The sequence below is a fragment of the Paraburkholderia sp. RCC_158 genome (assembly GCF_041355255.1).
GTDB lineage: Bacteria > Pseudomonadota > Gammaproteobacteria > Burkholderiales > Burkholderiaceae > Paraburkholderia > Paraburkholderia graminis.
Genome location: NZ_JBFUPM010000001.1, coordinates 96,313 through 121,179, shown reverse-complemented (window position 1 = coordinate 121,179; position 24,867 = coordinate 96,313). Strand labels below are relative to the sequence as shown.

21 protein-coding genes are annotated in these 24,867 nt (G+C 63.2%); 17 read left to right on the top strand and 4 right to left on the bottom strand.

Annotated features, from left to right (window positions below):
* Positions 1-184: 184 nt before the first annotated feature.
* The 6 genes from AB6809_RS00510 (at position 185) to AB6809_RS00485 (ending at position 6,664) form a co-directional block, all read left to right on the top strand.
* Positions 185-1,021, top strand: a complete 837-nt coding sequence (locus AB6809_RS00510) for an alpha/beta fold hydrolase (protein WP_029970234.1) — start codon at positions 185-187, stop codon at positions 1,019-1,021.
* 46 nt (positions 1,022-1,067) lie between these two features.
* Positions 1,068-1,961: a xanthine dehydrogenase family protein subunit M gene (locus AB6809_RS00505; protein ID WP_029970235.1), complete on the top strand. Its 894-nt coding sequence runs from the start codon at positions 1,068-1,070 to the stop codon at positions 1,959-1,961.
* Positions 1,961-4,276 (top strand): xanthine dehydrogenase family protein molybdopterin-binding subunit, encoded by a 2,316-nt coding sequence (locus tag AB6809_RS00500; RefSeq protein WP_029970236.1) that lies wholly within the window; start codon positions 1,961-1,963, stop codon positions 4,274-4,276. Before AB6809_RS00505 ends, AB6809_RS00500 begins: the two co-directional genes overlap by 1 nt.
* Before the next feature lie 2 nt (positions 4,277-4,278).
* Positions 4,279-4,785 (top strand): (2Fe-2S)-binding protein, encoded by a 507-nt coding sequence (locus AB6809_RS00495; protein ID WP_029970237.1) that lies wholly within the window; start codon positions 4,279-4,281, stop codon positions 4,783-4,785.
* Positions 4,786-4,879: 94 nt separating this feature from the next.
* Positions 4,880-6,283: an MFS transporter gene (locus AB6809_RS00490; RefSeq protein WP_006049808.1), complete on the top strand. Its 1,404-nt coding sequence runs from the start codon at positions 4,880-4,882 to the stop codon at positions 6,281-6,283.
* Between the two features lie 3 nt (positions 6,284-6,286).
* Positions 6,287-6,664 (top strand): RidA family protein, encoded by a 378-nt coding sequence (locus tag AB6809_RS00485; RefSeq protein WP_006049807.1) that lies wholly within the window; start codon positions 6,287-6,289, stop codon positions 6,662-6,664.
* Between the two features lie 168 nt (positions 6,665-6,832).
* On the opposite strand, the gene AB6809_RS00480 is transcribed toward AB6809_RS00485, so the two are convergent.
* Both AB6809_RS00480 and AB6809_RS00475 read right to left on the bottom strand, forming a co-directional pair.
* Positions 6,833-8,461 (bottom strand): class I adenylate-forming enzyme family protein, encoded by a 1,629-nt coding sequence (locus AB6809_RS00480; RefSeq protein ID WP_310032350.1) that lies wholly within the window; start codon positions 8,459-8,461, stop codon positions 6,833-6,835.
* Positions 8,462-8,465: 4 nt separating this feature from the next.
* Positions 8,466-9,431 carry a LysR substrate-binding domain-containing protein gene (locus tag AB6809_RS00475; protein ID WP_029970239.1) on the bottom strand — a complete coding sequence of 322 codons (966 nt, stop codon included), beginning with the start codon at positions 9,429-9,431 and terminating at the stop codon, positions 8,466-8,468.
* A gap of 427 nt (positions 9,432-9,858) precedes the next feature.
* On the opposite strand from AB6809_RS00475, the gene AB6809_RS00470 reads away from it, so the two are divergent.
* From AB6809_RS00470 to AB6809_RS00455, 4 genes are all read left to right on the top strand, one after another.
* The gene (locus AB6809_RS00470) at positions 9,859-10,296 is read left to right on the top strand and encodes a PaaI family thioesterase (protein WP_029970240.1); all 438 of its coding nucleotides are present in this window, start codon (positions 9,859-9,861) and stop codon (positions 10,294-10,296) included.
* A gap of 241 nt (positions 10,297-10,537) precedes the next feature.
* Entirely contained in the window at positions 10,538-11,995 is a 1,458-nt protein-coding gene (locus AB6809_RS00465) for a UbiD family decarboxylase (protein ID WP_371025931.1), read from the top strand.
* A gap of 22 nt (positions 11,996-12,017) precedes the next feature.
* A complete protein-coding gene (locus tag AB6809_RS00460) occupies positions 12,018-12,626 on the top strand; it encodes a carbon monoxide dehydrogenase subunit G (protein ID WP_029970242.1) in 609 nt (202 codons plus the stop codon).
* Positions 12,627-12,707: 81 nt separating this feature from the next.
* Positions 12,708-14,123, top strand: coding sequence for an MFS transporter (locus AB6809_RS00455; protein WP_029970243.1), 1,416 nt, complete (start codon positions 12,708-12,710; stop codon positions 14,121-14,123).
* A gap of 27 nt (positions 14,124-14,150) precedes the next feature.
* On the opposite strand, the gene AB6809_RS00450 is transcribed toward AB6809_RS00455, so the two are convergent.
* Positions 14,151-15,023, bottom strand: a complete 873-nt coding sequence (locus AB6809_RS00450) for a MetQ/NlpA family ABC transporter substrate-binding protein (protein WP_029970244.1) — start codon at positions 15,021-15,023, stop codon at positions 14,151-14,153.
* Between the two features lie 310 nt (positions 15,024-15,333).
* Here AB6809_RS00450 and AB6809_RS00445 point away from each other — a divergent pair, with 310 nt between their 5' ends.
* A complete protein-coding gene (locus AB6809_RS00445; protein ID WP_371025930.1) occupies positions 15,334-16,524 on the top strand; it encodes a porin in 1,191 nt (396 codons plus the stop codon).
* 83 nt (positions 16,525-16,607) lie between these two features.
* Here the strand turns inward: AB6809_RS00445 and AB6809_RS00440 are convergent, their stop codons facing one another.
* Entirely contained in the window at positions 16,608-17,672 is a 1,065-nt protein-coding gene (locus AB6809_RS00440) for an LLM class flavin-dependent oxidoreductase (RefSeq protein WP_029970246.1), read from the bottom strand.
* 209 nt (positions 17,673-17,881) lie between these two features.
* On the opposite strand from AB6809_RS00440, the gene AB6809_RS00435 reads away from it, so the two are divergent.
* The 6 genes from AB6809_RS00435 to AB6809_RS00410 all read left to right on the top strand — a co-directional run bounded on the left by AB6809_RS00435 (position 17,882) and on the right by AB6809_RS00410 (position 24,827).
* Positions 17,882-18,907: a succinylglutamate desuccinylase/aspartoacylase family protein gene (locus AB6809_RS00435; RefSeq protein WP_310032342.1), complete on the top strand. Its 1,026-nt coding sequence runs from the start codon at positions 17,882-17,884 to the stop codon at positions 18,905-18,907.
* Positions 18,908-19,094: 187 nt separating this feature from the next.
* A complete protein-coding gene (locus AB6809_RS00430) occupies positions 19,095-19,646 on the top strand; it encodes a GNAT family N-acetyltransferase (protein ID WP_310032338.1) in 552 nt (183 codons plus the stop codon).
* Positions 19,647-19,678: 32 nt separating this feature from the next.
* Positions 19,679-20,620, top strand: coding sequence for an ABC transporter substrate-binding protein (locus AB6809_RS00425; protein ID WP_192699917.1), 942 nt, complete (start codon positions 19,679-19,681; stop codon positions 20,618-20,620).
* 60 nt (positions 20,621-20,680) lie between these two features.
* On the top strand, positions 20,681-22,003 hold the full coding sequence (locus AB6809_RS00420; RefSeq protein WP_310032335.1) for an LLM class flavin-dependent oxidoreductase: 1,323 nt from the start codon (positions 20,681-20,683) through the stop codon (positions 22,001-22,003).
* Between the two features lie 52 nt (positions 22,004-22,055).
* Positions 22,056-23,873: an amino acid ABC transporter permease/ATP-binding protein gene (locus tag AB6809_RS00415; protein WP_310032332.1), complete on the top strand. Its 1,818-nt coding sequence runs from the start codon at positions 22,056-22,058 to the stop codon at positions 23,871-23,873.
* A gap of 21 nt (positions 23,874-23,894) precedes the next feature.
* Entirely contained in the window at positions 23,895-24,827 is a 933-nt protein-coding gene (locus AB6809_RS00410; RefSeq protein WP_371025928.1) for a transporter substrate-binding domain-containing protein, read from the top strand.
* The last annotated feature ends 40 nt before the right edge of the window (positions 24,828-24,867 follow it).

Below are 24,867 nucleotides of genomic sequence, written 5' to 3'. Positions count from 1 at the left end.
CGATGCGCAATAAGGAAACGCGCATGGTCGTCGATGCGATGGAACGTCCGTTCGCAAGCGATGAATTGTTTTCATGCTTTACATGAAAGATCGTCGTTTGCCGGTCCAACGGCGAGCCCGCAATATCCGGCTGAGGGCTCGATGACCCGAACTCGAACGCATCCGATAGCCAGTGGAGCACGCAATGAATCAACCGATCAGTCCCGATGTCGTGTCGTCGCACGTTACCGTGCGTGACGGCACGCAAATCGGCTACACCCTCTACGGCGCAAAAGACAACACGGTGCGCGTGGTGCTCGTGCATTCGCTCGCGATGGACCGTCACTTTTGGGCGCCTGTCGTCGAGCGGCTGTTGCCGCGCGCAGCCGTGCTCGCCATCGATGCGCGCGGTCACGGCGCGTCCGGCAAGCCGGCTGGTCCGTACACGGTGTCGCTGTTTGCGCAGGACGTCTACGACGTGCTGCGCGCGACGGACTTTCGCAACGTGCTGATCGCGGGCGCGTCGATGGGCGGCTGCGTCGCGCTGCAATTCGCGGCCACATGTCCTGATGCGATCGGCGCGGGCCTGATCGACACGACCGCGTGGTACGGCGAGACGGCGCCGCAGGACTGGGACGCGCGCGCCCAGAAGGCCGAGGCGGGCGGCCTTGCGCCGCTGGTCGAATTCCAGACCACGCGCTGGTTCAGCGACGCGTTTCGCGCCGCGCATCCGCAAGTGGTGCAACGTTGCGTGGACACCTTTCTACGCAACGACGTTGCCGCGTTCGCCGCGACGGGCCGCATGCTCGGTTCGTTCGACGGCCGCGCGCTGATGGCGAAGGTGAAAGTGCCGACGTGCGTGATCGTCGGTGAAGAGGACTATGCGGCGACGCCCGCGATGGCGCGCGCGTTGCACGCGGGCATCGCCGGATCGACCTTCACCGAGATCCCGAAGGCGCGTCATCTGACGCCGCTGGAAACGCCCGACATCGTCGCGCGCGAACTGCACGCGCTGCTCGATCGCGCAGGCTGCGCCCGCTAGATGCACAAGAAACCTGCAACGAATACGCGCAACAAGGAGTGCCTGGATGATTCCGTTTGAGCTCGCGAAGCCACGGTCGCTGAAGGAAGCGATTGCGCTGCTGGACCCGGAAGACCCGGATATTCGCCCGGTGGGCGGCGGCACCGCGGTGATGTTGATGATGAAGGCCGGCGTGCTGCGGCCGACGCGGCTCGTCAGTTTGAGCGATATCGAGCCGCACTATGCGCAGGTCGGCCTGGACGACAACGGCGAGTTGCGTATCGGCGGATTGACGCGGCTCGCGACGCTCGAGCATTCGCCGGTCGTGAAGGAGGGATGGCCGCTCATCGCCCGCACGTTGCGCACGCTGTCGAATGTGCGAGTGCGCAATGTGGCGACCATCGGCGGCAACCTCGGTCACGCCGATCCTCATATGGATATGCCGCCGGTGCTGAGCGCGCTCGGCGCACGCGTGACGATCACGGGTCCGCACGGCGAACGCACGGTGCCCGTCGAGCAATTGTGCACGGGCTATTACGAAACGGTGCTCGCTCGCGATGAACTGATCTCCGAAGTGATCGTGCCGCCGCAAGCCGGCCGGCCCGCTGCGTACATGAAGGTCACGACCCGCGCGGCGCATGACTGGCCTGCGCTCGGCGTGGCTGTCGTGCTCGATATCGAGGGGCCGCGCATCGGCCGCGCGAGCGTGATCGTCGGCGCGGCGACGGACCGGCCGACACGGCTCACGCATGCCGAGGCGCTGCTTCGCGGCGCGGCGCCCGACGACGCGATTCTGCGTGAAGCGGGCGAAGCGGCTGCGGCGCAACTGGATATCGTCGGCGATCCTCATGGGTCCGCGAGTTACAAGAAGCAACTGCTGAAGGTCTATCTGGGCCGCGCGGTGCGCACGGCGCTGGCCGCCGCGAGCGGACGCGCCGCTCAATTCGGGGATCATGCGTGATGAAGATCGACAAGACGCTGGAAGAACAGCCAGCACAAAAGCAGGTGGGCCGCGCATTGAACCGGCTCGAAGCGCGCTCGAAAGTGACGGGCCGCGCGGAGTACATTCATAACCTCGTGCTGCCGCGCATGCTGTACGGCAAGATTTTTCGCAGCACGATGGCGCACGCAAGGATTGTCAGCATCGACACGAGCGCCGCGCGTGAAATGGAGGGCGTATTCGCCGTCTACACCGGCGAGGATATTCGCAAGGTGATTCCCGAGCCTTACTATGGCCCGGCGTTTCACGACCAGCCGATTCTCGCGCTGGATAAAGTGCGCTACATCGGCGAGCCCGTTGCCGTCGTGCTCGCAGCCGATCCGCATATCGCCGAAGAGGCAACGCATCTGATCATGGCCGAATACGAGGAATTGCCGGCCGTGTTCAACGAAGTCGAGGCTGCGCAATCGGATGTACTCGTGCACGACTTCCTGCGCCCAGCGGGTACGTTCCCGGACCTGAAGCATCTTGCCGGACGCAAAGGCACCAATGTCGCGCTCGATTTCCAGTTGCGGCGCGGCGACGTGGAGGCGGCCTTCGCAAGCGCCGCGCATGTATTCGACGACACGTTCACCACGCAGCAGGTGATGCACACGCCGCTCGAGCCGATGGTCTCGCTTGCCGAGCCGGATATGGGCACGGGAATGCTGACGGTGCATACGGCGTCGCAGAGCCCGTCGTTCGTGCGCATCGAAATCGCGCGTCTGCTGGGCTGGGACGAGAACCGCGTGCGCGTGAAGTCGGCGCTGCTCGGCGGCGGCTTCGGCGCGAAGCTGTATATCAAGCTCGAAGCGCTCGTCGTCGCGCTGGCGATGCTGTCGCGGCGCAACGTGAAAATCTCGCTGACAATGGAAGAGCAGTTCTTCACGATCACCAAGCACGCCACCACGTTCCGCATGAAAACGGCGGTGAACGAAGAAGGCCGCATTACCGCGCGCAAATGCGAGGTCTGGTGGAACGGCGGCGCGTATGCCGATATCGGGCCGCGCGTCACGCAGAAGTCGGGCTTTACCGCTTCGGGTCCGTACGACATCGAGAACGTGTGGATCGATTCGTATCAGGTCTATACGAATCTGCCGCCTGCGGGCGCCTTTCGCGGCTTCGGCATTCCGCAGATGGTGTGGGCTTACGAGAGCCATGCCGACATGATTTCGCGCGCGCTTCGTATCGATCCGCTCGAATTCCGCCGCCGCAATATCCTGCGCGAAGGGCGTCCCCATGCAACCGGCACGCCGATGCACGACGCGGCGATCGGTCTCGTGCTCGAACGCGTCGCGCAGCGAATGAACTGGGCGGCGCCGTTCGAGCGCGGCACAGGCACGCTGCGGCGCGGGCGCGGCATTGGAGTCGGCTTCAAGGCGCTGGTTGCGCCCACCACGTCGATGGCGATGGTGAGCCTCGCGGGCGACGGCAGTTGCACGGTTTATTCGAGCACGGTCGATATGGGCCAGGCGTCGGAAACCGCGATTGCGCTGATGGCCGGTGAAGTGCTCGGCATTCCCGCCGAACGCATCCGCGTGATGCGGCCCGATACGGACGTGACGCCCTACGACATGGCGACGCTCGGCTCGCGCTCGACATTCCACATGGGACACGCGGTGCGTCTCGCCGCTGAAGACGTGAACCGCAAACTCGCCGAACTCGCCGATGAACTCGGCGTGCCGGCCGCGCCCGCGAGCCGCGCGGGCGAACTGCTGCGGCGCAAGTACGGCATGCAGGCGGGCAACATCGTCGGCATAGGCAGCTTTATTCCGCCGTACAAGTCGCCGGAACACGAGACCGGGCAGTCGGAGAACATCACACCGAACTGGATGGTGGGCGGCTGCGGCGTCGAAGTCGAAGTGGATACGGAGACGGGCCACTTCAAGCTGCTGCGCTTCGAGCATGTGGTGGATTGCGGCACGCCGATCAATCCGAAGGTGGTCGACACGCAGATATCCGGCGCGGCCATCATGCAGCTCGGCATTTCGCTGTTCGAGCGCATGGAGTTCGACGAGGTCGGGCAGCTTCGCAATGCGTCGTTCGCCGAGTACAAGATTCCGGGCATACACGATATTCCGCCGGTCATCGGGCGCGAGACTGTCGACTCGGTGCAGAGCAACGGGCCGTTCGGCGCGAAAGGCGTCGGCGAGAGTTCGACGTTCGGCGTCGCGTCGGCGATTGCGGAGGCCATCGAAGACGCGGTCGGCGTGCGTCTGAAGTCGCTGCCGCTCACGCCCGAGCGTGTGTACCGTGCGCTGTGCGCCGCGCGCAATGAACCGCTATCCGAGGAATAAACATGAGCGCTACTTCCATCAACATTCAATTCACGCTGAACGGCGAGCGCGTGGGCGCCGAGGTCGAACCGCATCACACGATTCTCGATGTGCTGCGTCAGCAGTTCGCGCTATATGGCGCCCGCGAAAGCTGCGGTCAGGGCTTGTGCGGATGCTGCACGGTGATCGTCAACGGCGAGAGCGTGTCGGGCTGTCTCTATCTCGCCGCAATGGCCGACGGCGGCGAAGTCAGCACGATCGAAAACCTGGACGCCAATGGCGAACTCGATCCGGTGCAGCAGGCGTTCATCGAGTGCGGCGCGTTTCAATGCGGCTTTTGCACGTCAGGCTTCATACTGATGAGCCGCCAGTTACTCGACCGCAATCCGGACCCGAGCGAAGCGGAGATCCGCAATTTTCTGTCGGGCAATCTTTGCCGTTGTGCCGCGTATCCGGAGATCATCGAGGCCGTGAAGCTCGCCGCGCAAATGCGCAAGTCGAAGGCGACGGTGGCCGTCGTGGCCGCGTAGCGCGCCTGCAAACAATGGCAAATCAACGCAGTGACGCGCGTCTGAAGAACAACAGACGGCATGGCGCGCGATAACGACATCGAGGAGACAGTCGATGCAGCACCCTCTGGAGGAAAGCTCCGGCAGCGGCACGCGCGGCAGCCTGGGCGGCGAGCCGCGGGTCGCCCTGGACGACGCGACCCATGCCGTCTGGTATCGCTCGATCAACCGCCAGCAATGGAGCGCATTGATCGCGTCCAATCTCGGCTGGTTCTTCGACGGCTATGAAACCTATGCACTGGTTCTGACCGTGGGCGGCGCGCTCGGCCAGTTGCTGCCGGCGTCGGGCCACGCGCAGATTCCGTTCTACGCGGGACTCGTGATCGCGTTGACGCTGCTCGGCTGGGGCATCGGCGGATTGATCGGCGGCATTCTGACCGACTATATCGGCCGCAAACGGATGATGATGTTCGCGATTCTCGCGTATTCGCTGACCACCGGTTTGAGCGCGCTGTCGTGGGACTGGACATCGTTCGCGGCGCTGCGCTTCATCGTCGGTCTCGCGATGGGATCGGAGTGGGCGACGGGCACCGCAATGACTGCGGAAATCTGGCCGGACCGGCATCGCGGCAAAGGCGCGGGGCTCATGCAGTGCGGCCTTGGCACGGGCTTTTTTGTCGCGTCGCTGATATGGCTTTTCATGAGCGGCGCAGGCGAGCATGCATGGCGCTACATGTATCTGATCGGCGTGCTGCCCGGTCTCGCGACGCTGTGGATGCGCGCGGGCATTCCCGAGTCCGAGCAATGGCAGCGTGTGAACACGGAGCGCAAGGCGACGCTCGCGCGCAGGAAGTCGGGCGTGACGCTCGACGCGCGCGAACAGTCGCTCGCGCGCTTTACGCTCGTCGATCTGCTGGCCGACGCGAAGCTGCGCCGCCGCACGTGGATTGCCGTGCTGATGTCGCTCAGCACGACGCTCGGCTGGTGGGGCATCTCGACATGGGTGCCGCCCTACATCGGCTCGGTCGCGGCGCATGCCGGGCTTTCTGCGGCCTCGTGGGCGAGCTTTGCCGGCATGGCGTACAACGTCGGCGCGATCAGCGGTTATATTGGCCTCGGCTTTCTCGCCGACGCCTATGGCCGCAAGCGCATCACCTGTCTATTCTTCGCGATGGCGTTCGTGCTGACGCCGGTGCTCTTCATGTGGACGCACGACGTCGGCCTGCTGCTGGCGGTCGCCTGCGTGGCAGGCTTTTTCAGCCTCGGTCAATATACGTGGATGCCCACGTGGCTGCCCGAGCTTTATCCGACGCGCGTACGCGGCACCGCTATCGCGCTGTGCTTCAATGTTCCGCGCTTTCTTGCGTGGACGGGGCCGCTCGTCGCCGGCACACTGATCACCCGCTTCGGCGGCTACGGTCATGCGGCGGTCATAGTCGGCTTCATCTATCTGGTCGGCCTCGCGCTCGCGCCGTGGCTGCCGGAAACGCGCGGCCAACCCTTACCAGAAGAGGTTTGAACCATGAATTTCATCTTCACCGACAATGCGCCGTCTCCGGGCGGCCACTATTCGCAGGCCGTGCAGGCGGGCGGCTTCACGTTCGTCTCGGGCATGCTGCCGGGGCCGGGCGTGGCCACGGACGGCCCCGACAACTTCGAGCGCCAGGTGCGCGCCACGCTCGCTCATTGCGAGCAGGTGCTGGCCGCGGCGGGCTGCGCGCTGACCGACGTCGTGCAATGCACCGCGTACATCGTCGATGTGAAGAACTGGCCGGAGTTCAACCGGCTCTACGCGGAGTATTTCGGCGCTCACAAGCCGGCGCGCGCGGTGGTGCCGGTGCCCGAGCTGCATCACGGCTTTCTCGTCGAGTTGCAGATGGTCGCGCATCGCGGCGCATAAGCGCGCCGCTCAACGGAGGACACGATGGACAGCATCGACGTGAGCGTGCTGCGCAATGCCGCCGACTGGCTCGCGACGGGCCGCCGCGTCGTACCCGTCACGGTGACGCGCACGTAGGGTTCGAGTCCGCGCCCCGTCGGCGCGATGCTCGCGATGCGCGACGACGACCTACTCCTGGTCTTGATCCGCCTCCGGCAACTCCGGCCCTGAGCTGACAATCCCCCACCATTGCTGACGCAGTGCGTCGCGCAAGATCTTGCCGCGCGCGCTGCGCGGCAGCGCTGCAACCGGATAGATATTGATCGGCATCTTTTCGCGCGGCAGATGCCGCCGGCAATGCGCACGCAGCGCCTCCACGTTCGGCGCGATGTCCGGCTGCAACACCACGAAGCAGACGGTTTCCTGTCCATACACCGGGTCGGGCACACCGAGCGCCGCGACGTCCTGCACATGAGGATGCGTACGCATCACATCCTCTATCTCCTGCGGCACGATCTTCACGCCGCCACGAATGATGAGATCGTCCATGCGAGCCGCCATGCGCACGAAGCCGTCCGTGTCGCGTGCGGCGATATCGCGCGTGAAAAGCGGCGCGCCGCGAATCGGCAGCAGCGAGCCGTCTTGCTGAAGCACGCCGAGCGCGAGCTTGTCACCGTCGACGACAACCTGGCCTTCGACGCCGGCAGCGCACGGCATACCGTCGGCATCCACGATCCCGAAGCGGATATGCGCGGCCGGATAACCGACCGTTCCGAGCTTGCGATGCTCGAGCCGGTTGCCGCACATCCATCCCGCTTCCGACGACCCATACAGATTGAGGATGCGAATGCCGTAGCGCTTTTCGAAGCGCATCCATTGAACGGGCGATAGCGGCGCTGTGCTGCAGGTCATCGCGCGCAGCGACGAGAACGTTTCGGCGCTCACCTCGAGCGGTGCTTCGAGAAGCATGTTGAGCACCGTGGGCACGCCCGCGCAAACGGTAATGCGCTGATCGCGGACCCAGTCGCCGAAGCTGCTGCGCGAAAAGCGGCGCGCGACGCATAGTGTCGAACCGAGTTGCAGGAACGGAATGAAGCTCAGTATCTGCGCCGAGTACCAGTCGAACGAACGGTATTCGAGCATGCGGTCGTCGCGGCTCGAACCGAGCAGGTCGATACTGTCGAGGCCGTTGAGCCAGTACGACTGGTGATCGTAGACGACGATCTTCGGAATGCCGGTCGTGCCCGACGTGCAGCACATCGACGCGATGTCGCGAAGCGTGCATACGGTTGCGCCATCGGGCAGCGGCGTGTCGTCGTGCGCGCCTGCTTCGAGCGAGATGATGTCGCCATCGCAGCCGATGTTCTCGCGGCCGGCCGAGGCCCACGAAGCGAAGCGCACGACCTGCACGTTCGCTGCGGCGACGGAGGTGTCGGCGGGGTCCACGGCATCGACGGGAAACACGATCAGCTTCGGCCTGATTGTGTCGAGCAACTGCCGTGCGATCTCTACGCCGACGAAGGGCACGTCGAGCGGACACACGATTGCACCGAGCCGCCACGCGCCGAGCCACAGCAGCAGCTTGTCGGGCGCATCGCAGTCGGCGAGCACGACGCGCGTGCCTCTCGTCACGCCACGCCGCGCGAATTGTCTGGCGATCGTCTCGACCGATTGCGCGAGTTGCTCGAAGCTCATGCTCGCGCGCCGCTCGACATCGACGATGGCAGGCTTGTTGGGCGTCGCGCGCCGATGCTGTTCGAGCAGGGCCGCGACAGTGCGAAAGGGCGGATCGTTCGTGGGCGGATGCGTGCTGACCATGAGCTCAGCAGGGCTCGGGCACGGAAGGCGAGGCCGCCTCGCATTGCGCCGCGGCGCCGTCGTGAGCGCGGTTTTCACCGAGCCGCGCGAGCGCCCATTCGCGGAACGCTTCCACTTTCTTCGTGCGTGCCTTGTCGGTCGGCGACGAAACGAAATACGCGGAATTCGACGGCACACGCACGTCGAACGGCGCCACGAGTTTGCCGCTCGCCAGATCGCCGTTCACAAGCGGCGTGCGGCCGATTGCAATGCCGACGCCGTCCACGGCTGCCGCGAGCGACGTGAGCTGCAAATGGAAGACGGATTCGCCGGCGAATTCGACGGGCTCATGCACGGCCGCTTCGAGCCACGCGGGCCAATCGTCCTGATACATCGAATAAAAGTACGTGCGAATCTGCCGCATGCGTGCAAGCACTTCCGCGACCGATCCGAACTTGCCCGCTTCTTCGAGCACCGCGGGCGAGCACACGGGGAAAAACTCCTCGCCATGCAGACGGTCCGAGCGCGCCGACGCCCAGCGCCCGGAGCCGTAACGGATCGCGACGTCGTAGCTGTTGCGATCGAACTCGTTGAACGTCGAACTCGTTGCGACGTGCACGGTGATGTCCGGATGAGCACGCTGGAATTCGGGCAGCGCGGGGATCAGGCATTTGACTGCGTAGGTGGGCAGGCACGTCACCGTGAGCACGGTGCTGGGTTTTTTCTTGCGCGCGTGCGCCGTGGCGATGGACAGCAGATTGATCGCCTCATGCACCGAATCGAGATACTCGCGTGCCGCCGGCGTGAGTGTGAGCACGTTTCGGCGCCGCACGAAAAGCTTGACTTCGAGCCGGTCTTCGAGCGTCTTGATCTGGTGGCTGATGGCCGTCTGCGTCAACTCGAGTTCCTGTGCCGCGCGGGTGAAGCTCAAATGCCGCGAGGCAGCTTCGAATGCGAGCAGGCTCTGAAGCGAAGGGATATAGGGTCTCATCTGTTGTCAGCGCAATGCAGGAACGCCTGGGTAGTGGATCTTAGCGGGTTTCATCGGCGCGCGAGGCGCCTCGCACGGGCGCGGGAATACGTGCCGGCGGCCCTGCGGAAAGCCCCCCTGCGGAGAGCCGCCCTGCGGAAAACCGCCCCGCGGAGGGCCGCCCCGCGGAAAGCCGCACCGATGCCTGGATGATCGGCTGGTTACGGACCCCGAGGAAATGAAACTTTTTCATGCAGGCATGAGAAAAGTTAGTTTGCGCGCGTGGAAAGCGCTCATGCACTCTTGGTCCGGTCGAGCGAAGCGTCGTCTATCGGCGCACATTAATCAATCGTTACAAACCCGGAACGTCAATGTGCCGGGCCGCGCGCGAAGAACCGAAACGTTGGGCAGTCAGGCCCGTTCACGCGCGGATAGGGAGAGAACAACAGTGGATATCGATGTGCTGGAAAATCCGTTTCTTGCCAGCCTCGGCTTGTCGCGCACGGCCTGGCGCGATGGCTATGCGGAGTTTCGCCTGAACTTGCAGCCCGAATTGCTGAACCGGCAACGCGTGCTGCAAGGCGGCGTGGTGGCGACGCTGCTCGATGCGGCCTGCGGTTATGCGGGGCTTTATAGCGCCGATCCGCTTCGGCCGATACACGCGGTGACGCTGTCGCTGACGCTCAACTTCCTCGATAAGGGAGTGGGCGAGACCTTGATCGGCAAGGGCTTTCTCGAGCGCAAGGGGCGGTCGGTTTATTTCGCGCGCGGCGAGGCGTGGATCGATTCGAAGACGCTGATCGCTACCGCGCAGGGCACCTTCAAATATGCGGGCGGTTACGGCCGGCGCGAGCCGTCGAGCGCCCCGCCTGGCGAGCTCGACTGAACTTAACTTTACTTAACTGACGCGCGGCGGGCCGCAGCGCCGCGGTCCCATTCGCACGATCGCATTCGCGACCATCGCATGAATCCTTCTCATCCCTGTCATGAAGGATGGTCGTTTGCGTGTGCCGCCGCATTGCCTCATTGTGGCGATCAACAAGTGAAGCGGCGCCACGTGACGACGGCGCGCGCAATCCCGCATACGAATACGAATACAAATCGCCAAACTATCGGAGACACACGACGTGACAGACAGCTCGACTTCCCATCCGCTCGATCTGCGGGCATGGCTCGACGAGGCGCGCGCGCTCGGCGAACTGACCGACGTTTCGGGCGCGGACTGGAATCTGGAACTCGGCGCGATCAGCGAGTTGAACGTGAAGAAGGAGCGGCCCGCCGCGCTGCTTTTCGACGATATCCCCGACTATCCGAAAGGACATCGCGCGCTGACATGCAGCACCGCGAGCCCGGCGCGATTGTCGTCGATCCTGCGCGTCGGACATCAGCCGACGCACCGCGCGCTGGTCGAGACATTGCGCGGCAAGCCGAAGCAATGGCAGGCGCATGCACAGGAATACGATCCGGTGACGGTGGCGGACGGCCCGGTGTTCGACAACGTGCAGACCGGCGGCGACGTCGATCTCTTTTCGTTTCCCGCGCCGCTGTGGCATGAGAAAGATGGCGGCCGGTATATCGGCACCGGCTGCATGGTGGTGACGAAAGATCTCGACTCGGAGTGGATCAATGTCGGCACGTACCGCGTGATGATTCACGACCGCAATCATGTCGGCCTCGACATGATTCCGGGCAAGCACGGCGCGATCCAGTACGACAAGCACATGAAGGCGGGCAAGCCGTTTCCGGTGGCGATCGTGATCGGCTGCGATCCGCTCGGCTACCTGATTTCAGGTATCGAAGTGCCGTTCGGCATGTGCGAGTACAACTATATCGGCGCGATCCTGAAGAAGCCTGTCTCCGTGGTGAAAGGGCAGTTGACGGATCTGCCGTTCCCGAGCGCATCGGAGATCGTGATCGAAGGCTATGCGCATCCGGGCGACGTCAGGATCGAAGGGCCGTTCGGCGAATTCCACGGCTATTACCCCGGCAAGGCGGAGACCGCGCCGGTGGTGACCATCGAGCGCATCTACTATCGCAACAACCCGATCATCATGGGCAGCCCGCCCGCGAAGCCGCCGAACGACTACTCGTATTCGAAGGCCGTGATGCGCTCGGCGTTGCTCGTCGATGCGCTTCAGGCGGCCGGCGTGCCCGATGTCGCCGGCGTGTGGGCGCATGAGATCGGCGGCGCGCGCATGTTCAACGTGGTGTCGATCCGTCAGCGCTATGCGGGACATGCGCGGCAGGCGGGACACATTCTCAGCCAGTGCGGCGTGGGCGCATACATGTCGCGCTATTCGATCGTGGTCGACGAGGACATCGACCCAGCGAATCTTCAGGAGGTGATGTGGGCCGTCGCGACGCGCACCGACCCGGACATCGATATCGACATCGTCAAACGCGGCATGGGGTCGAAGAACGATCCGATGTCGATTGCGAATCCGTACAAGGCGCCATTCAACTCGAAGGCGATTATCGACGCGTGCCGTCCGTTCGATTTTCTCGCGGAGTTTCCGCAGGTTGCCGAGGCGAGCAAGGAACTGCAGGACAAGACGCGCGCGAAATGGGAACACATTCTCGGCTGACGGACGACAAGGAGAGTTGCACATGGAACTGACAGGCGAACAGATTTTGCCGCTGCCGCGCGAACGCGTATGGGCCGCATTGAACGACCCCGAAATCCTCAAGGCTTCGGTGCCCGGCTGCGAGTCGTTCGAACGCGTCGACGACAACCAGTTTCAGATGGTGATGGCTGCAAGCGTCGGCCCGATCAAGGCGCGCTTCAAAGGCAAGATGGTGCTGACTGATTTACAACCGCCGCAGTCGTATTCGATGACGTTCGAAGGATCGGGCGGCGCGGCGGGCTTCGGCAAGGGCGGCGCGCACGTCGATCTGCTTGCCGACAATGGCGGCACGCGGCTCGTGTACCGCTCGCATGCGCAGGTTGGGGGGCGTCTCGCGCAAGTGGGCGCGAGACTGATCGACGGTGTCGCGCGAAAAATGGCCGAGGACTTTTTTGGGCGCTTCACGGCGGCTGTGATTGGGCCGCAGCAGACGGCGGAAGATGAAGCACGCCCGGCGACCGCTTCTGCCGACGCTCACGCAGGCACGCGCGCCACTTCGCAGACAGCGGCAGGCACGAGCGCAAGAAACTGGACGTGGGCACTGGGCGTGGTGGTCGTCCTTGCGCTCGTCGCGGTGTACGCATTGCATTGATAACAACGACGGGATGCGTGAACGACGTATCGGGCGCCGCAGCCCGAACGCCGCTCGCGGCACCCGCAACAGGAGACGACGATGCAGGATGGCAATACGCTACAGGGCGCAGTCACACGCGACGACACGCAGACGGCGGCCGTCGAAGCGGCTGTCGACGCTGCAAGCGCGGCGCTGATTCGCCGGATAGAGAGTGTGCCGTTTTCGCGCTGGCATACCAAGGCGCGGATCATCGTCGGCAGCGCGACGTTCTTCGATGCGTTCGACGCGCTCTCGATCGCCTTCGTGCTTCCGGTGCTGATCGGCCTGTGGCATATCGAGCCGCTGGAGATCGGCGTGCTGATCGGCGCGAGCTACATCGGTCAATTCATCGGCGCGCTGACGTTCGGCTGGTACGCGGAGCGGCGCGGCCGAATTCGCAGCGTGACGATCGCCATCGCGATCATGTCCGTGATGAGCATGGGCTGTGCATTGAGCGGCAGTTTCGCGATGCTGCTGGTGTGCAGATTCATTCAGGGAATCGGCGTGGGCGGTGAAATGCCGGTCGCGGCGACGTACATCAGCGAGTTGTCCAACGCTCACGGCCGCGGCAAATACTTTCTGCTATACGAACTGATTTTCCCGGTCGGTTTGATGGCGACCGGACAGATCGGCGCATGGCTCGTGCCGCTCATCGGCTGGAAGATCATGTTCTGGATCGGCGCGGTGCCTGGGCTTCTGATCGCGCTGCTGATCGCGCGCTTGCCCGAATCGCCGCGCTGGCTGATTTCCAAAGGACGATTCGACGAAGCGGAAGCCGTGGTCCGCGACATGGAAGCGAGCACGGATCGCCGCATCGAACCCGGCCGGCGCCAGCAGCCGAACAAAGGCGTGATGAATGCGCGCGCGGGCTGGCGCGAACTGCTTTCGCCGTTCTATCGCGGCCGCACGCTCGTCGTGTGGGTGCTGTGGGCGACCGCGTTTTTCATCGCGAACAGTTTGAACAACTGGCTGCCGACCTTGTATCGCTCGGTTTATCACCTGCCGCTGCAAACCGCGCTGCGAGCCGCGTCGATGACCAACGTCGCACAAGTCGCGCTGCTGCTGATCTGCGCGTATGTGATCGATCGCGTTGGCCGCCGCAACTGGACGGTGTCCGCTTTCTGTCTGGCGGCGATTCTGTTCGCATGCCTCGGGCTCTTTGCCGCGCACGACGTGTGGAGCGCAATGGTGCTCGGCACGCTGAGTTATGGACTGATCGGTTCGATCGCGGCGGTGCTGTACCTGTACACGCCCGAGGTTTATCCCACCAGAATGCGTGCGACGAGCACTGGGCTCGCCACTTCCTGGCTGCGTCTTGCGTCCGCGGTCGGACCGTCGCTTGCGGGACTGCTGCTGCATAAGCGGGGCATCGGCTCGGTGTTCGTGATGTTCGCCGTGGTCGCGGTGGTCGGCGCGATTTGCGCACTCAGAATGACAGAGACGCGCGAACGAAGCCTCGAGGAAATCGCGCCGTGACAAGGCGGTGGGTTGCGATGAGCGCGCTCACTCATTAGCGAAATACGCCGGCAACCTGAAGCCGTCATAGAAGCGGTTGCCGCGAATCGCCTGCTGAAACTCCACCGACCGATACGCGTCAACGATGTCCTGCGTCGCGCGCGCATTGCGGTTGCCGGCCTTCACGACGACCTGGTTGATATACGGCGGCGTCATCTCTTCCAGCGCGAGCGCATCGGCCAGTTTGTGGCCGCTGAAAATCGCGAAATTGCCCTGAATTGCGGCGTAATCCACATCGTCGAGCGCGCGCGGCGCTTGCGCCGATTCCAGCGGAACGATCTTGATGCCGGCCGGATTGGCGATCACGTCCCGCTCGGTCACGTCGACGGGATTCGGGTTCGGCTTGATCCTGATCCAGCCGATGCGCTGCAGAATCTTCAGCGCGCGTTCGAGATTCACCGGATCATTCGGCACCGCGACGCGCGCGCCGGGTTTCACTTCAGCCAGCGTTCGGTGCTTCTTCGAATAGAGACCCATCGGCGGCGTCGGCACCTGCACCACGCCGACGAGGTCGGTCCCGTTGCGCTCGTTATACGACTTCAGATAGACCTCGTGCTGCATCACGTCGGCGACGATCTCGCCGCGATATACGGCCTGATTTGCTTCGAGCCCTGTACTGAACTCGACGTACTTGATCGCATAGCCTTTCTTGCGCAGTTGCGGTTCGACACCCGCTTTGAATTCGTCCGCGTAAGGACCAGGCACGAAGCCGACGCGCAATTCCTGCGCGGTGTTCTTGCTATCGGCGGCATGCGCGCTAATGGACGTTAGCGCGGTGAGAGCGCTGAGCGTGGTGGCGAGCAGCAGCGCGCCGGCTGCGCGTTTTTTGAAGGGTGACGGGATAGTGATTGTTCGGAACATGACGATGAAAGTAGTGGCGATCGCACCGGCAACCGTGCAGCGTTGCTAGAGAACTTTGAATTCGAAGCAGTAGATCACGCGCCGTTTCGAACGCCAAACAACTAATTCTGCTTATCAATTGCCAGTTCTCGCTCGCAATGCAAGCCGCGATAAGCGTGCCGGGAAATTGCAATTTAAAGTCTCGCTGAATTTCAAATGCACGGAGCAATCCGTAGCAAACCCGACTTCGATGTTTGTCTCCCGCATTTCGCGATCCTAAGATTGGACCCCTTTCAGCCGATGATGTTAACCACGACAACAAGGGGTAAAGATGAAACGAGTCGCTCTCACCAGCGCCGCCGGTCTGCTTGCAATCGCTCCACTCGCCGCTCAGGCGGAAAGCTCGGTCACGTTGTACGGGCTCGTGGATGCGGGCATCACCTACACGAACAACCAGAAGGGCGCGAGCAACTTCCAGCAGACGAGCGGCAAGCTAAGCGGCAGCCGATGGGGCCTCAAAGGCAACGAGGATCTGGGCGACGGCTGGAAGGCCGTGTTCACGATCGAGGGCGGCTTCCGTCCCAACGACGGTACGCTGGCTCAAGGCGGCCGCGAGTTCGGACGGCAGGCGTTTGTCGGCGTCCAGAAAACCGGCATCGGCACATTGACGCTTGGACGCCAGTACGAACCGCTCGCGGATCTCGCGGCGCAATACGCGGGCTCCGGTTTCTGGTCGCCGTCGACCCACATCGGCGATAACGACAACCTGAACCAGACTTTCCGCGTCAATAACGCCGTCAAGTTCCGCAGCGACACGATTGCCGGATTCACGGTGGACGGCCTGTATGCGTTCAGCAATCAGGCCAGCGGCGGCAGCGGAACAGGGTTCGGCAACAACCGCGCATGGGGCATCTCGGCGAACTACGTCAATGGACCGTTGTCGATCGGCGGCGGCTACGTAGTGCTGAATCACCCGGATACGACGTCGAATACGAGCGGTGCGGTCGGAGGCGCGTCGACCACGAGCGGCGACGATTACAGCGGCGCGTTCTTCTACGGATTGAACGGCGGCGTGGTGCGCCAGCAGATCGCGGTGGCGGGCACCAACTACGCATTCGGCCGCGCGACGGTCGGCTTTGCATGGAGTCACACGCAGCTCGACTACAGCGACGGCTCGTCGCGCAAGTTCAACAACTACGACCTGAATGCACGCTACCTGTTCACGCCTGCGCTGACGCTGATCGGCGTCTACACCTATACGGATGGCCGCGCGACGAATCTGCCGGGGACCAGCGGCGCGAATCTGAAGCCGCGCTGGCATCAGTTCACGCTCGGTGTCGACTATGCATTGTCGAAGCGCACCGACGTGTATCTGTCCGGCGTGTATCAGCTTGCCGTCGGCGATGAGTCGACGCGGGTCGGCTCGGGCTACCGCACCATCGCGGCGATTGCCGATGCCGGCACGGCTTCGTCGACGAACCGTCAGGTGGCCGTGCTTTCAGGCTTGCGCGTGAAGTTCTGACCGGAGGCCGCGACGGCATGGCGCATGCATGCCATCGTGGCTTATACGCGATACGTGATACGTGATTGAGTTGCTGAGTCGTTTCAGCCGCGCGCCGCTTCGGCGGCTTCGCGCGTCTTGCCGTGCTGAAGCCCGCGTGCCAGCAAGCGCACCGAGGCGACACGTTGCGCGGCTTCCGTCACCGGATTGTCGATGATGAATTCATCCACGCCATAGCGGTCTTGCAGTTCACTGAGCGCATCGTGCACGGCATCGGACGTGCCATGCACGATGTGGTTCTCGCGTTCGTCGATGCGATGAGCGCCGCCGCCTGCCTGACGAACGAACTCTTCGGCCTGCGCGATGCTGCCCACCGTGACCGGCTGCTGATCGCCGACCTGCACGCGAAAACGCCGCGTGTCCGATGCGAGCCGCGCTGCTTCGTCAGCGCTTTCTGCTGCTATGACGGAGAGAGCCAGCAATGCCTTGCGTCCGTTCGATGCCGCGCGATAGCGCTCCAACGCGCGCTCGATCTCGTCCGGCGCGCCGTTGATGTGAGCCGCGTACACGAAGTCCCAGCCAAGCCGCGCCGCGAGCGCCGCGCTCTCGACGCTTGCTCCGAGCAGAAAAGGGCGCGCAGGCGAAGGCGGCAGCGGCGTGGCTCGCAGCACGGAACCGAACTGCTCGTCGCCGTCGGCAGCATCGTGTTCGCGATTCGCGCCGAGAGCATCGGCGAGATAGCGGTCCAGCTCGAACGCGAGCGCAGCGAAATCGGGCTTGTGCGCAGGGTCGCGCGCCGATTGCAGCGCGCGCGTCGAAAGCGGCAAACCGCCAGGCGCCTTGCCGATGCCGAGATCGACGCGACCGGGCGCGAGCGAGGCCAGCAGATTGAAATTTTCCGCGACCTTGTAGGGACTGTAATGCTGCAGCATCACGCCGCCCGAACCGACACGTATGCGATTGGTGCGTGCAAGGATATAAGCGATCAGGATTTCCGGCGAAGGGCAGGCGAGCTGACTCGTGTTGTGATGTTCAGCGAGCCAGTAGCGCCGGTATCCCCATGACTCCGCATGGCGCGCCAGTTCGACCGTGCGCCTGAGCGCCTCGGTCGGCGTTTCGCCTCGTGCGATCGGGCTCTTGTCCAGCAGGCTTAAAGCGTAGGCGGTCATGTGAGGTTCTGGAAGTACGGCATATTTCGGGCTTGCGCGGCGCGACGAGCCGATCATTAGTACGGCGATGGTATTTCTCGATGAACGGCGCGGTCAAACAATCTAGAAGAATAAGTAAAGGCAAAAAGATTTGTTCGATGCGAAGACGCCGGCCGATGTTTAATGAGGCCAACGCCTCGAATTGCCGGCACTTTCCAGAGAACTGTCATATGCACCTGAATCCAATCGTCAGCGAAGTCGACTTCGACCTGGCCGGCCGGCACACCGGTTATCTGCGTTTGCCGCACTCCGTGCATCGTTCCGCATACGGCTGGCTGCCGTTCCCCGTCGTGTCGATACGAAACGGCAGCGGGCCTGTCGTGCTCGTGATGGCCGGCAATCACGGCGACGAATACGAAGGACAAATTCTCGCCGCGCAACTCGCGCGCGAGATCGATCCGGCCCATCTAACGGGGCAAATCATCGTGTTGCCGGCCGCGAATGCGCCCGCGGTCGAGCAGGGTCTACGGACTTCGCCGATAGACGACGGCAATCTCAATCGCGCGTTTCCCGGCGACCCGCGAGGCTCGCCCACGCAGATCGTCGCGCATTACATCGAGCATGAATTGCTGGCGCGTGTCGACTATCTGATCGATCTGCATTCGGGCGGCAGTTCACTGCTCTATCACGGCGGCAACATGCTCGCGATCGAGCCGCGCGACGAGGCCGGGAAAGCGCGGCTAATCGACTTGCTGAATGCCTTCGGTTTGCCGAACGCATTCATTCATCGCGAGAATCCGGTGCATGCGGCAGCGGCGGCGCGGCGTCAAGGCGCGGTGTCCATCACGACCGAACTCGGCGGTGCGGGCACGGTCAGCTCCGCGCTGATTCGCGAAGCGCGCCAGGGGCTGCTGCATTTCCTTGGGCACGTCGGTGTGCTGCATGGCCCGCTCGTCCCCGAATCGCCGCCTGCAAGCACGCGTTTCAGACGCGTCGCCGGTGCGCGGCACTACGTTTATGCCTACGACAGCGGCGTTTACGAGCCGCTTGTCGAACTCGGCGACCGGGTAAGTCAGGGGCAACCCGCTGCGCGAATCCATTTCCCAGATACGCCGTGGCGCGAGCCGGTGATTCGCCATTTCGACAGCGACGGAGAAGTCGTTTGCAAGCGCGTGCCCGCGTTGGTCCGAAGAGGCGATTGTCTGTTTCACCTTGCAGAGGACGATCCAACGTTCTTTACGCAGCTCGCGCGCTGACGATGTTCTATTGACGGATACGCTGCGCGAATAACGCAATGCGATGCGCGAGCAATCGAACGGACAACAAAAAACGTTCGCCGCAGCGGCACCATATTTATATACCAATTGCTTGTTTAGCCGTCGAACGACTGCGCGCTATCGTGTGAATTCCACAAGACGAGCCGGCGCGTTCCGGTCGATCATCATGAGCTTTAGCGTTGTCGATACCACTCCGCTCGATCCGCTTGCCCAACCTCTGCTAAGCGCATTGCAGCGCGAATATACGACGCGTTACGCATCGTTTCACAAGGACAACGGCGAGTCGGCCGCGCAGGAAATCGCGCGTTATCCGGCCGAGGCGTTCGCTCCGCCGGAGGGCGCATTCATTCTGCTGCTGCGGGAGGGCGCGGCGATCGGCGGCGGCGCGTTCAAGCGCTATGACGCGCGCACCGCGGAACTCAAACGGGTCTGGACACGCGACGATGTGCGCCGTCAGGGCCTCGCGCGCCGCGTCGTGCAGGAACTAGAACAGCGTGCGCTCGCCCAGGGTTATACGCGCGTTTATCTGACCACCGGTTTCCGGCAGCCCGAAGCCTGGGCGCTGTATGCGAATAGCGGCTACGTGAGCCTGTTCGATACGTCGTTGCCTCCCGAGGTGCATGTTCATCTGCGCTACGGAAAGGACCTGCTCGATCCGGGCCGCATCGATACCCTCGAAGACCTTCGCGCGAAACAAACCGATCTCGCGATCCGCTAAGCCAACCTGACACTCCAACGGAACACATGACGATGAGATTGCGCGCGCATCTTGCAACGCTTCTATTGGCGAGCATGGCCGGCATGACGGCCGGCAGTGCCCCGGCGCTCGCCGCGGCGCCGGGCTTCGATTTGAGCCCGGCGCAACAGAACCGCATTCGCGGCGCGGAGGACCCGGCCGCCATCAAGGCCATACCTTCGAACTTCGCCTTCGTCGCGAAGAATGCGTTGACGGTGGGCATCGTCGTCGGTCATCCGCCGATCAGCACCTATGCGAGCGATGCGAGAACCGTAGTCGGGTTCGACCCGGACCTCGCGCAACTGATTGCGGACAGTCTCGGCAAGCATCTGAATGTCGTGATTCTCGCGTGGCCGGACTGGCCGCTGGCCCTTGCGTCCGGCAAGGTCGACGCGGTGATTTCCAACGTCACGGTGACGGAAGAGCGCAAGGCGAAGTTCGACTTCTCGACCTACCGGCAGGATCAGATCGGCTTCTATGTGAGGACCGATAGTCCGATCAGGCAGATCGCCGAGCCGAAAGATATCGCCGGCCTGCGGATCATCACCGACGCCGGGACCAATCAGGAAAAGATCCTGCTCGAGTGGGACCGGCAGAACGTTGCGCGTGGGCTCAAGCCGGTTTCCGTGCAGTACTACGACGACGATGCGGTGAGGTCGGTGGCGTTGCAGTCGGGGCGCGCGGACGCGATCTTGAGCGTGAATGCCGCGCTTGCCTACGATGCCGCGAGACAAGGCAAGACGCGCCAGGTCGGCACCTTGAGCGGCGGCTGGCCGCGCACGGCGGAGGTCGCGGTGACGTCGCGCAAGGGCAGCGGTCTTGCCGAGCCGCTCACCATCGCGCTGAACAATCTGATCCAGAACGGACAGTATCGCTCGGTGCTCGCGCGCTGGCATCTCGAGTCCGAAGCGATCGCGAAGGCGGCGACCAATCCGCCGGGCTTGCCGAAGTCGTGACGCGGCGGTCGAAAACGCATCACCGGCTTCGATCTTTCCTTCTGTCTGGCGAACGACATCATGAGCAAGAAGCACATCCCATTCGGCATCATGCTGCAAGGTGCCGGCAGCCACATGAACGCGTGGAAGCATCCGGCGGGACCGGCGGATGCCAGCGTCAATCTGGATTTCATGATCCGCACGGCGCAAAAAGCGGAAGCGAACGGCATTGCGTTCGCGTTCGTCGCGGACGGTCTCTACATCAACGAGAAATCGATTCCGCACTTTTTGAATCGCTTCGAGCCCATTTCGATCCTGTCGGCACTCGCCACGGTCACGTCGAAAATCGGTCTCGCGGGTACGGTCTCGACGTCGTATAGCGATCCGTTCACGGTCGCACGCCAGTTCGCGTCGCTGGATCTGATCAGCGGCGGGCGCGCCGGCTGGAACGTCGTCACGACGCCGCTCGAAGGCACCGCGAAGAACTACGGCGGATCGCATCCCGAGCATGCGTTGCGCTACGAAATCGCGGATGAATACCTGAGCGTGACGCAAGGGCTGTGGGATAGTTGGGACGACGATGCATTCGTGCGCGACCGCGAGCGCGGCGTGTTTTTCGATCGCGACAAGTTGCATCCACTGAATCACGAGGGGAAATTTTTTCAGGTAGCGGGGCCGCTCAATATCCAGCGCTCGCCGCAAGGTCAGCCGGTGATCTTTCAGGCCGGCTCGTCGGATGCGGGCATTGCATTGGCCGGTAAATATGCGGATGCCGTGTTCACGCATTCGGTCTCGGTGGAGGAGACGCGGCTTTTCGCGCAGCGCGTGAAGGACAGCGCCGAGGCGCATGGGCGTAGCCGCGAGGACGTGAAGATATTCCCCGGTATCGGCCCGATTGTCGGCGCCACGCATGAAGAAGCGGAAGCCAAGTACCGCGCGATTCGCGATCTGCTCAATATCGACGAAGCGCTCGCGTACCTCGGCCGCTTTTTCGATCATCACGACTTTACGCAGTACCCGCTCGATGCCCCGTTCCCCGAACTCGGCGATCTTGGCCGCAACAGCTTCCGCTCGACGACGGACCGCATCAAGGCCAATGCCCGCAGCAACGGACAAACCTTGCGCGAAGTCGCGCTCGAAGTCGCGACGCCGAAGACGCATTTTCTCGGAACGGCCGAACACGTGGTCGATGAACTGATTCGCTGGATAGAAGCGGGCGCCGCCGACGGATTCATTCTCGGCTTCGCGGTGCAGGCGCAGGGCCTCGACGATTTTGTCCGCTACGTGATTCCCGAACTGCAGCGGCGCGGCCGTTACGAAACAACGCTCAGCGGCGCAACGCTGCGTGATCACTTCGGTTTGCCGCGCAAGGAAAGCCGCTACACGCTGACCGAAACTGCATGAACACACGCGAACGGACACCACAACGGACACCACAACGGACACAGTACGAACGATGAACGAAGCCGCTAAAGTCGCCGTCCAGGCGCCAGGTTCCGCGCAAGCAGAATCGCAACGGGACCGCAACCGCTATCACGTCGTGCCAGCGAAGCATCGCGCGCGCACTGCCGGTGCCGCGCTCGCCGCTATTCTGATCGCGCTTGTGCTCGACTCCGTGCTCGGCAATCCGCGCTGGGGCTGGGGCGTATTTGCCGAATGGTTTCTGTCGGAACCGGTGCTCTCGGGACTCGGGCGAACACTGCTGCTGACGGCGCTCGGTGCGTCGATCGGCTTTGCGCTCGGCATGCTTATCGCGCTCGCAAGAGTATCGCGTTCGCCCCTTCTTGCAGGCAGCGCCTGGGTGTTCGTGTGGTTGTTCCGCTCGATCCCGCTCATCGTGCTGCTGCTGATCCTCAACAACCTCGGCTATCTGTACGAGACGATCAGCATCGGCATTCCCTTTACCGGCATTGCATTCGGTAACTGGCCGACTACTGAAGTCGTCAGTCCTTTTTGCGCAGCCGTTCTCGGCCTGACGCTGCATCACGCCGCTTTTTCGGCGGAAGTGATTCGCGGAGGCATCCTGTCCGTCGATCAGGGGCAACTCGAAGCAGCCGCCGCGCTCGGACTGCCGCGGCTTCGCCAGGCGCGGCGCATCGTGCTGCCGCAGGCCATGCGGGCCATCGTGCCGACCGCGTTCAACGATCTCATCTCGCTCGCGAAGGGATCGGCGATGGTTTATGTGCTCGCCATGCCCGAGCTGTTTTACACGGTGCAGATCATCTATCGGCGCAATCTCGAGGTCATTCCGCTGCTGATGGTGGCAACCGTCTGGTATCTGATCATTCTCTCGGTGCTCTCCGCGATTCAGGTGTACGTGGAGCGCTATTTCTCGCGCGGCGCGACGCGCAGCACAACGTCGTCGCCATTCGAAGAGGCGATCAAGGCGCTTGCAGGATTCGTGCTGCGCCGGCGCGAAACTGCATTTGCCGGCGAGTCGTGGCTTGCCGCCGCCATCGCGCCGAGCGAGTCGAAAATCGCCGGCGCTGCGAATCCGTGGATCGATCAGCGCACAGGCGGCGAGATCGTCATCCAGAAGGTCTCGAAGAGCTTCGGCGCACTCAAGGTGCTCGACAACGTCTCGCTCACCATGCGTCCCGGCAGCGTCACGGTGATCCTCGGTCAATCCGGCTCCGGCAAGTCGACGTTGCTGCGCACGATCAATCATCTGGAACGCGTCGACGACGGTCTTATCGATATCGACGGCGAACTGATCGGCTATCGCCGCGACGGCATGACGCTCTACGAGCTAAAGGAGCGCGACGTGCTGCGGCGTCGCGGCGACGTCGGCATGGTGTTTCAGAACTTCAATCTGTTCCCGCATCTGAGCGTGCTGGACAACATTGTCGAGGCTCCTGTCGCGCTTGGCCGCTTGCCGCGCAAGGAAGCGGAGCAGCTCGCGCGGGATCTGCTTGCGCGTGTCGGACTCGCGGACAAGGCGCACGCGTGGCCGCGGCAATTATCGGGCGGACAGCAGCAACGCGTCGCGATTGCCCGCGCGTTGGCGTTGAGGCCAAAGGTTCTGTTGTTCGACGAGCCGACATCCGCTCTCGATCCCGAACTGGTGAACGAAGTGCTCGACGTCATCAAGGAACTGGCGCGCTCCGGCACCACGATGGTCATCGTCACGCACGAGATTGGCTTTGCGCGCGAAGTGGCCGACACCATCGTGTTCATGGATCGCGGCCGGATTATCGAAGCCGGTCCGCCGGCGAGCGTGCTGAACCATCCACAACATTCCCGCACGCGCGAATTCCTGTCGCGTGTGCTCTGACCACTCCTTCTTCGCAACACGATGATCAACAGGCGCAGATTCGTCATGACGGGCATCGCGGCGGCGCTCACGGCGATCGGCCGCGCACATGGCGCGCAGACCGGCATCGACCTCAGTCCGCAACAGCCCGGACGCATACGTACCGGCAAAAACGAGCAGGCGATTGCGGCAATCGCGAATCGCTACCGGTTCGTGAAGGAAGGGCTTTTCACAGTCGCCATCTCGCCGCATGGTCCGCCGACCGCGACTTACGCGACGGATGCGCGGACCGTCGTCGGTTCGGATGCGGACTACGCGCAACTGATCGCCGACGCCCTGGGACTCAAGCTCGACATCGTGCCGATCACGTGGGCCGACTGGCCCCTGGGTTTGACGTCGGGGAAATACGACGCCGTGATCTCGAACGTCGGCGTGACGGAGCAGCGCAAGGAGAAGTTCGACTTCACCAGTTACCGTCAGGGCTTGCACGGCTTCTATGTGCGAACCGCCAGCCCGATACGTCACATCGCGGAGCCGAAAGACATTGCGGGCCTGCGTGTGATTACCGGCTCGGGGACGATTCAGGAAAAGATCATCCTCGAATGGAACCGGCAGAACATCGCGAAAGGACTGAAACCCGTCGAGCTCCAGTATTTCGACGACGACGCGGCAAGCCGCGTTGCGTTGCTCTCCGGCCGGGCGGATTTGGAGTTCAATCCCAATGCGCCGCTTGCCTACGACGCCGCGCGAAGCGGCGCGATTCGCCAGGTGGGAACCGTGAATGCGGGCTGGCCCGCGAGAGCGGACGTGGCGATTGCAACGCGCAAGGGCAGCGGACTTGTCGACGGCCTGACACTCGCCACCAATGGCGTGATCGCCGATGGCACGTACACGCGCGCGCTCGCGCGCTGGGGAATTCGGGCCGAAGCGCTGAACCGCTCCGAAAGCAACCCGCCGGGCCTGCCAAAATTCTGATCCAACTCCAATGACCTTCCGTTCCGTTTTTCCCGGCGCG

Excerpts from the sequence above, each read along its gene's own strand:
- AB6809_RS00510 (WP_029970234.1), top strand. The coding sequence starts at position 185 with ATGAATCAACCGATCAGTCCCGATGTCGTGTCGTCGCACGTTACCGTG.
- AB6809_RS00505 (WP_029970235.1), top strand. The coding sequence starts at position 1,068 with ATGATTCCGTTTGAGCTCGCGAAGCCACGGTCGCTGAAGGAAGCGATT.
- AB6809_RS00500 (WP_029970236.1), top strand. The coding sequence starts at position 1,961 with ATGAAGATCGACAAGACGCTGGAAGAACAGCCAGCACAAAAGCAGGTG.
- AB6809_RS00495 (WP_029970237.1), top strand. The coding sequence starts at position 4,279 with ATGAGCGCTACTTCCATCAACATTCAATTCACGCTGAACGGCGAGCGC.
- AB6809_RS00490 (WP_006049808.1), top strand. The coding sequence starts at position 4,880 with ATGCAGCACCCTCTGGAGGAAAGCTCCGGCAGCGGCACGCGCGGCAGC.
- AB6809_RS00485 (WP_006049807.1), top strand. The coding sequence starts at position 6,287 with ATGAATTTCATCTTCACCGACAATGCGCCGTCTCCGGGCGGCCACTAT.
- AB6809_RS00480 (WP_310032350.1), bottom strand. The coding sequence starts at position 8,461 with ATGGTCAGCACGCATCCGCCCACGAACGATCCGCCCTTTCGCACTGTC.
- AB6809_RS00475 (WP_029970239.1), bottom strand. The coding sequence starts at position 9,431 with ATGAGACCCTATATCCCTTCGCTTCAGAGCCTGCTCGCATTCGAAGCT.
- AB6809_RS00460 (WP_029970242.1), top strand. The coding sequence starts at position 12,018 with ATGGAACTGACAGGCGAACAGATTTTGCCGCTGCCGCGCGAACGCGTA.
- AB6809_RS00455 (WP_029970243.1), top strand. The coding sequence starts at position 12,708 with ATGCAGGATGGCAATACGCTACAGGGCGCAGTCACACGCGACGACACG.
- AB6809_RS00450 (WP_029970244.1), bottom strand. The coding sequence starts at position 15,023 with ATGTTCCGAACAATCACTATCCCGTCACCCTTCAAAAAACGCGCAGCC.
- AB6809_RS00445 (WP_371025930.1), top strand. The coding sequence starts at position 15,334 with ATGAAACGAGTCGCTCTCACCAGCGCCGCCGGTCTGCTTGCAATCGCT.
- AB6809_RS00440 (WP_029970246.1), bottom strand. The coding sequence starts at position 17,672 with ATGACCGCCTACGCTTTAAGCCTGCTGGACAAGAGCCCGATCGCACGA.
- AB6809_RS00435 (WP_310032342.1), top strand. The coding sequence starts at position 17,882 with ATGCACCTGAATCCAATCGTCAGCGAAGTCGACTTCGACCTGGCCGGC.
- AB6809_RS00430 (WP_310032338.1), top strand. The coding sequence starts at position 19,095 with ATGAGCTTTAGCGTTGTCGATACCACTCCGCTCGATCCGCTTGCCCAA.
- AB6809_RS00425 (WP_192699917.1), top strand. The coding sequence starts at position 19,679 with ATGAGATTGCGCGCGCATCTTGCAACGCTTCTATTGGCGAGCATGGCC.
- AB6809_RS00420 (WP_310032335.1), top strand. The coding sequence starts at position 20,681 with ATGAGCAAGAAGCACATCCCATTCGGCATCATGCTGCAAGGTGCCGGC.
- AB6809_RS00415 (WP_310032332.1), top strand. The coding sequence starts at position 22,056 with ATGAACGAAGCCGCTAAAGTCGCCGTCCAGGCGCCAGGTTCCGCGCAA.
- AB6809_RS00410 (WP_371025928.1), top strand. The coding sequence starts at position 23,895 with ATGATCAACAGGCGCAGATTCGTCATGACGGGCATCGCGGCGGCGCTC.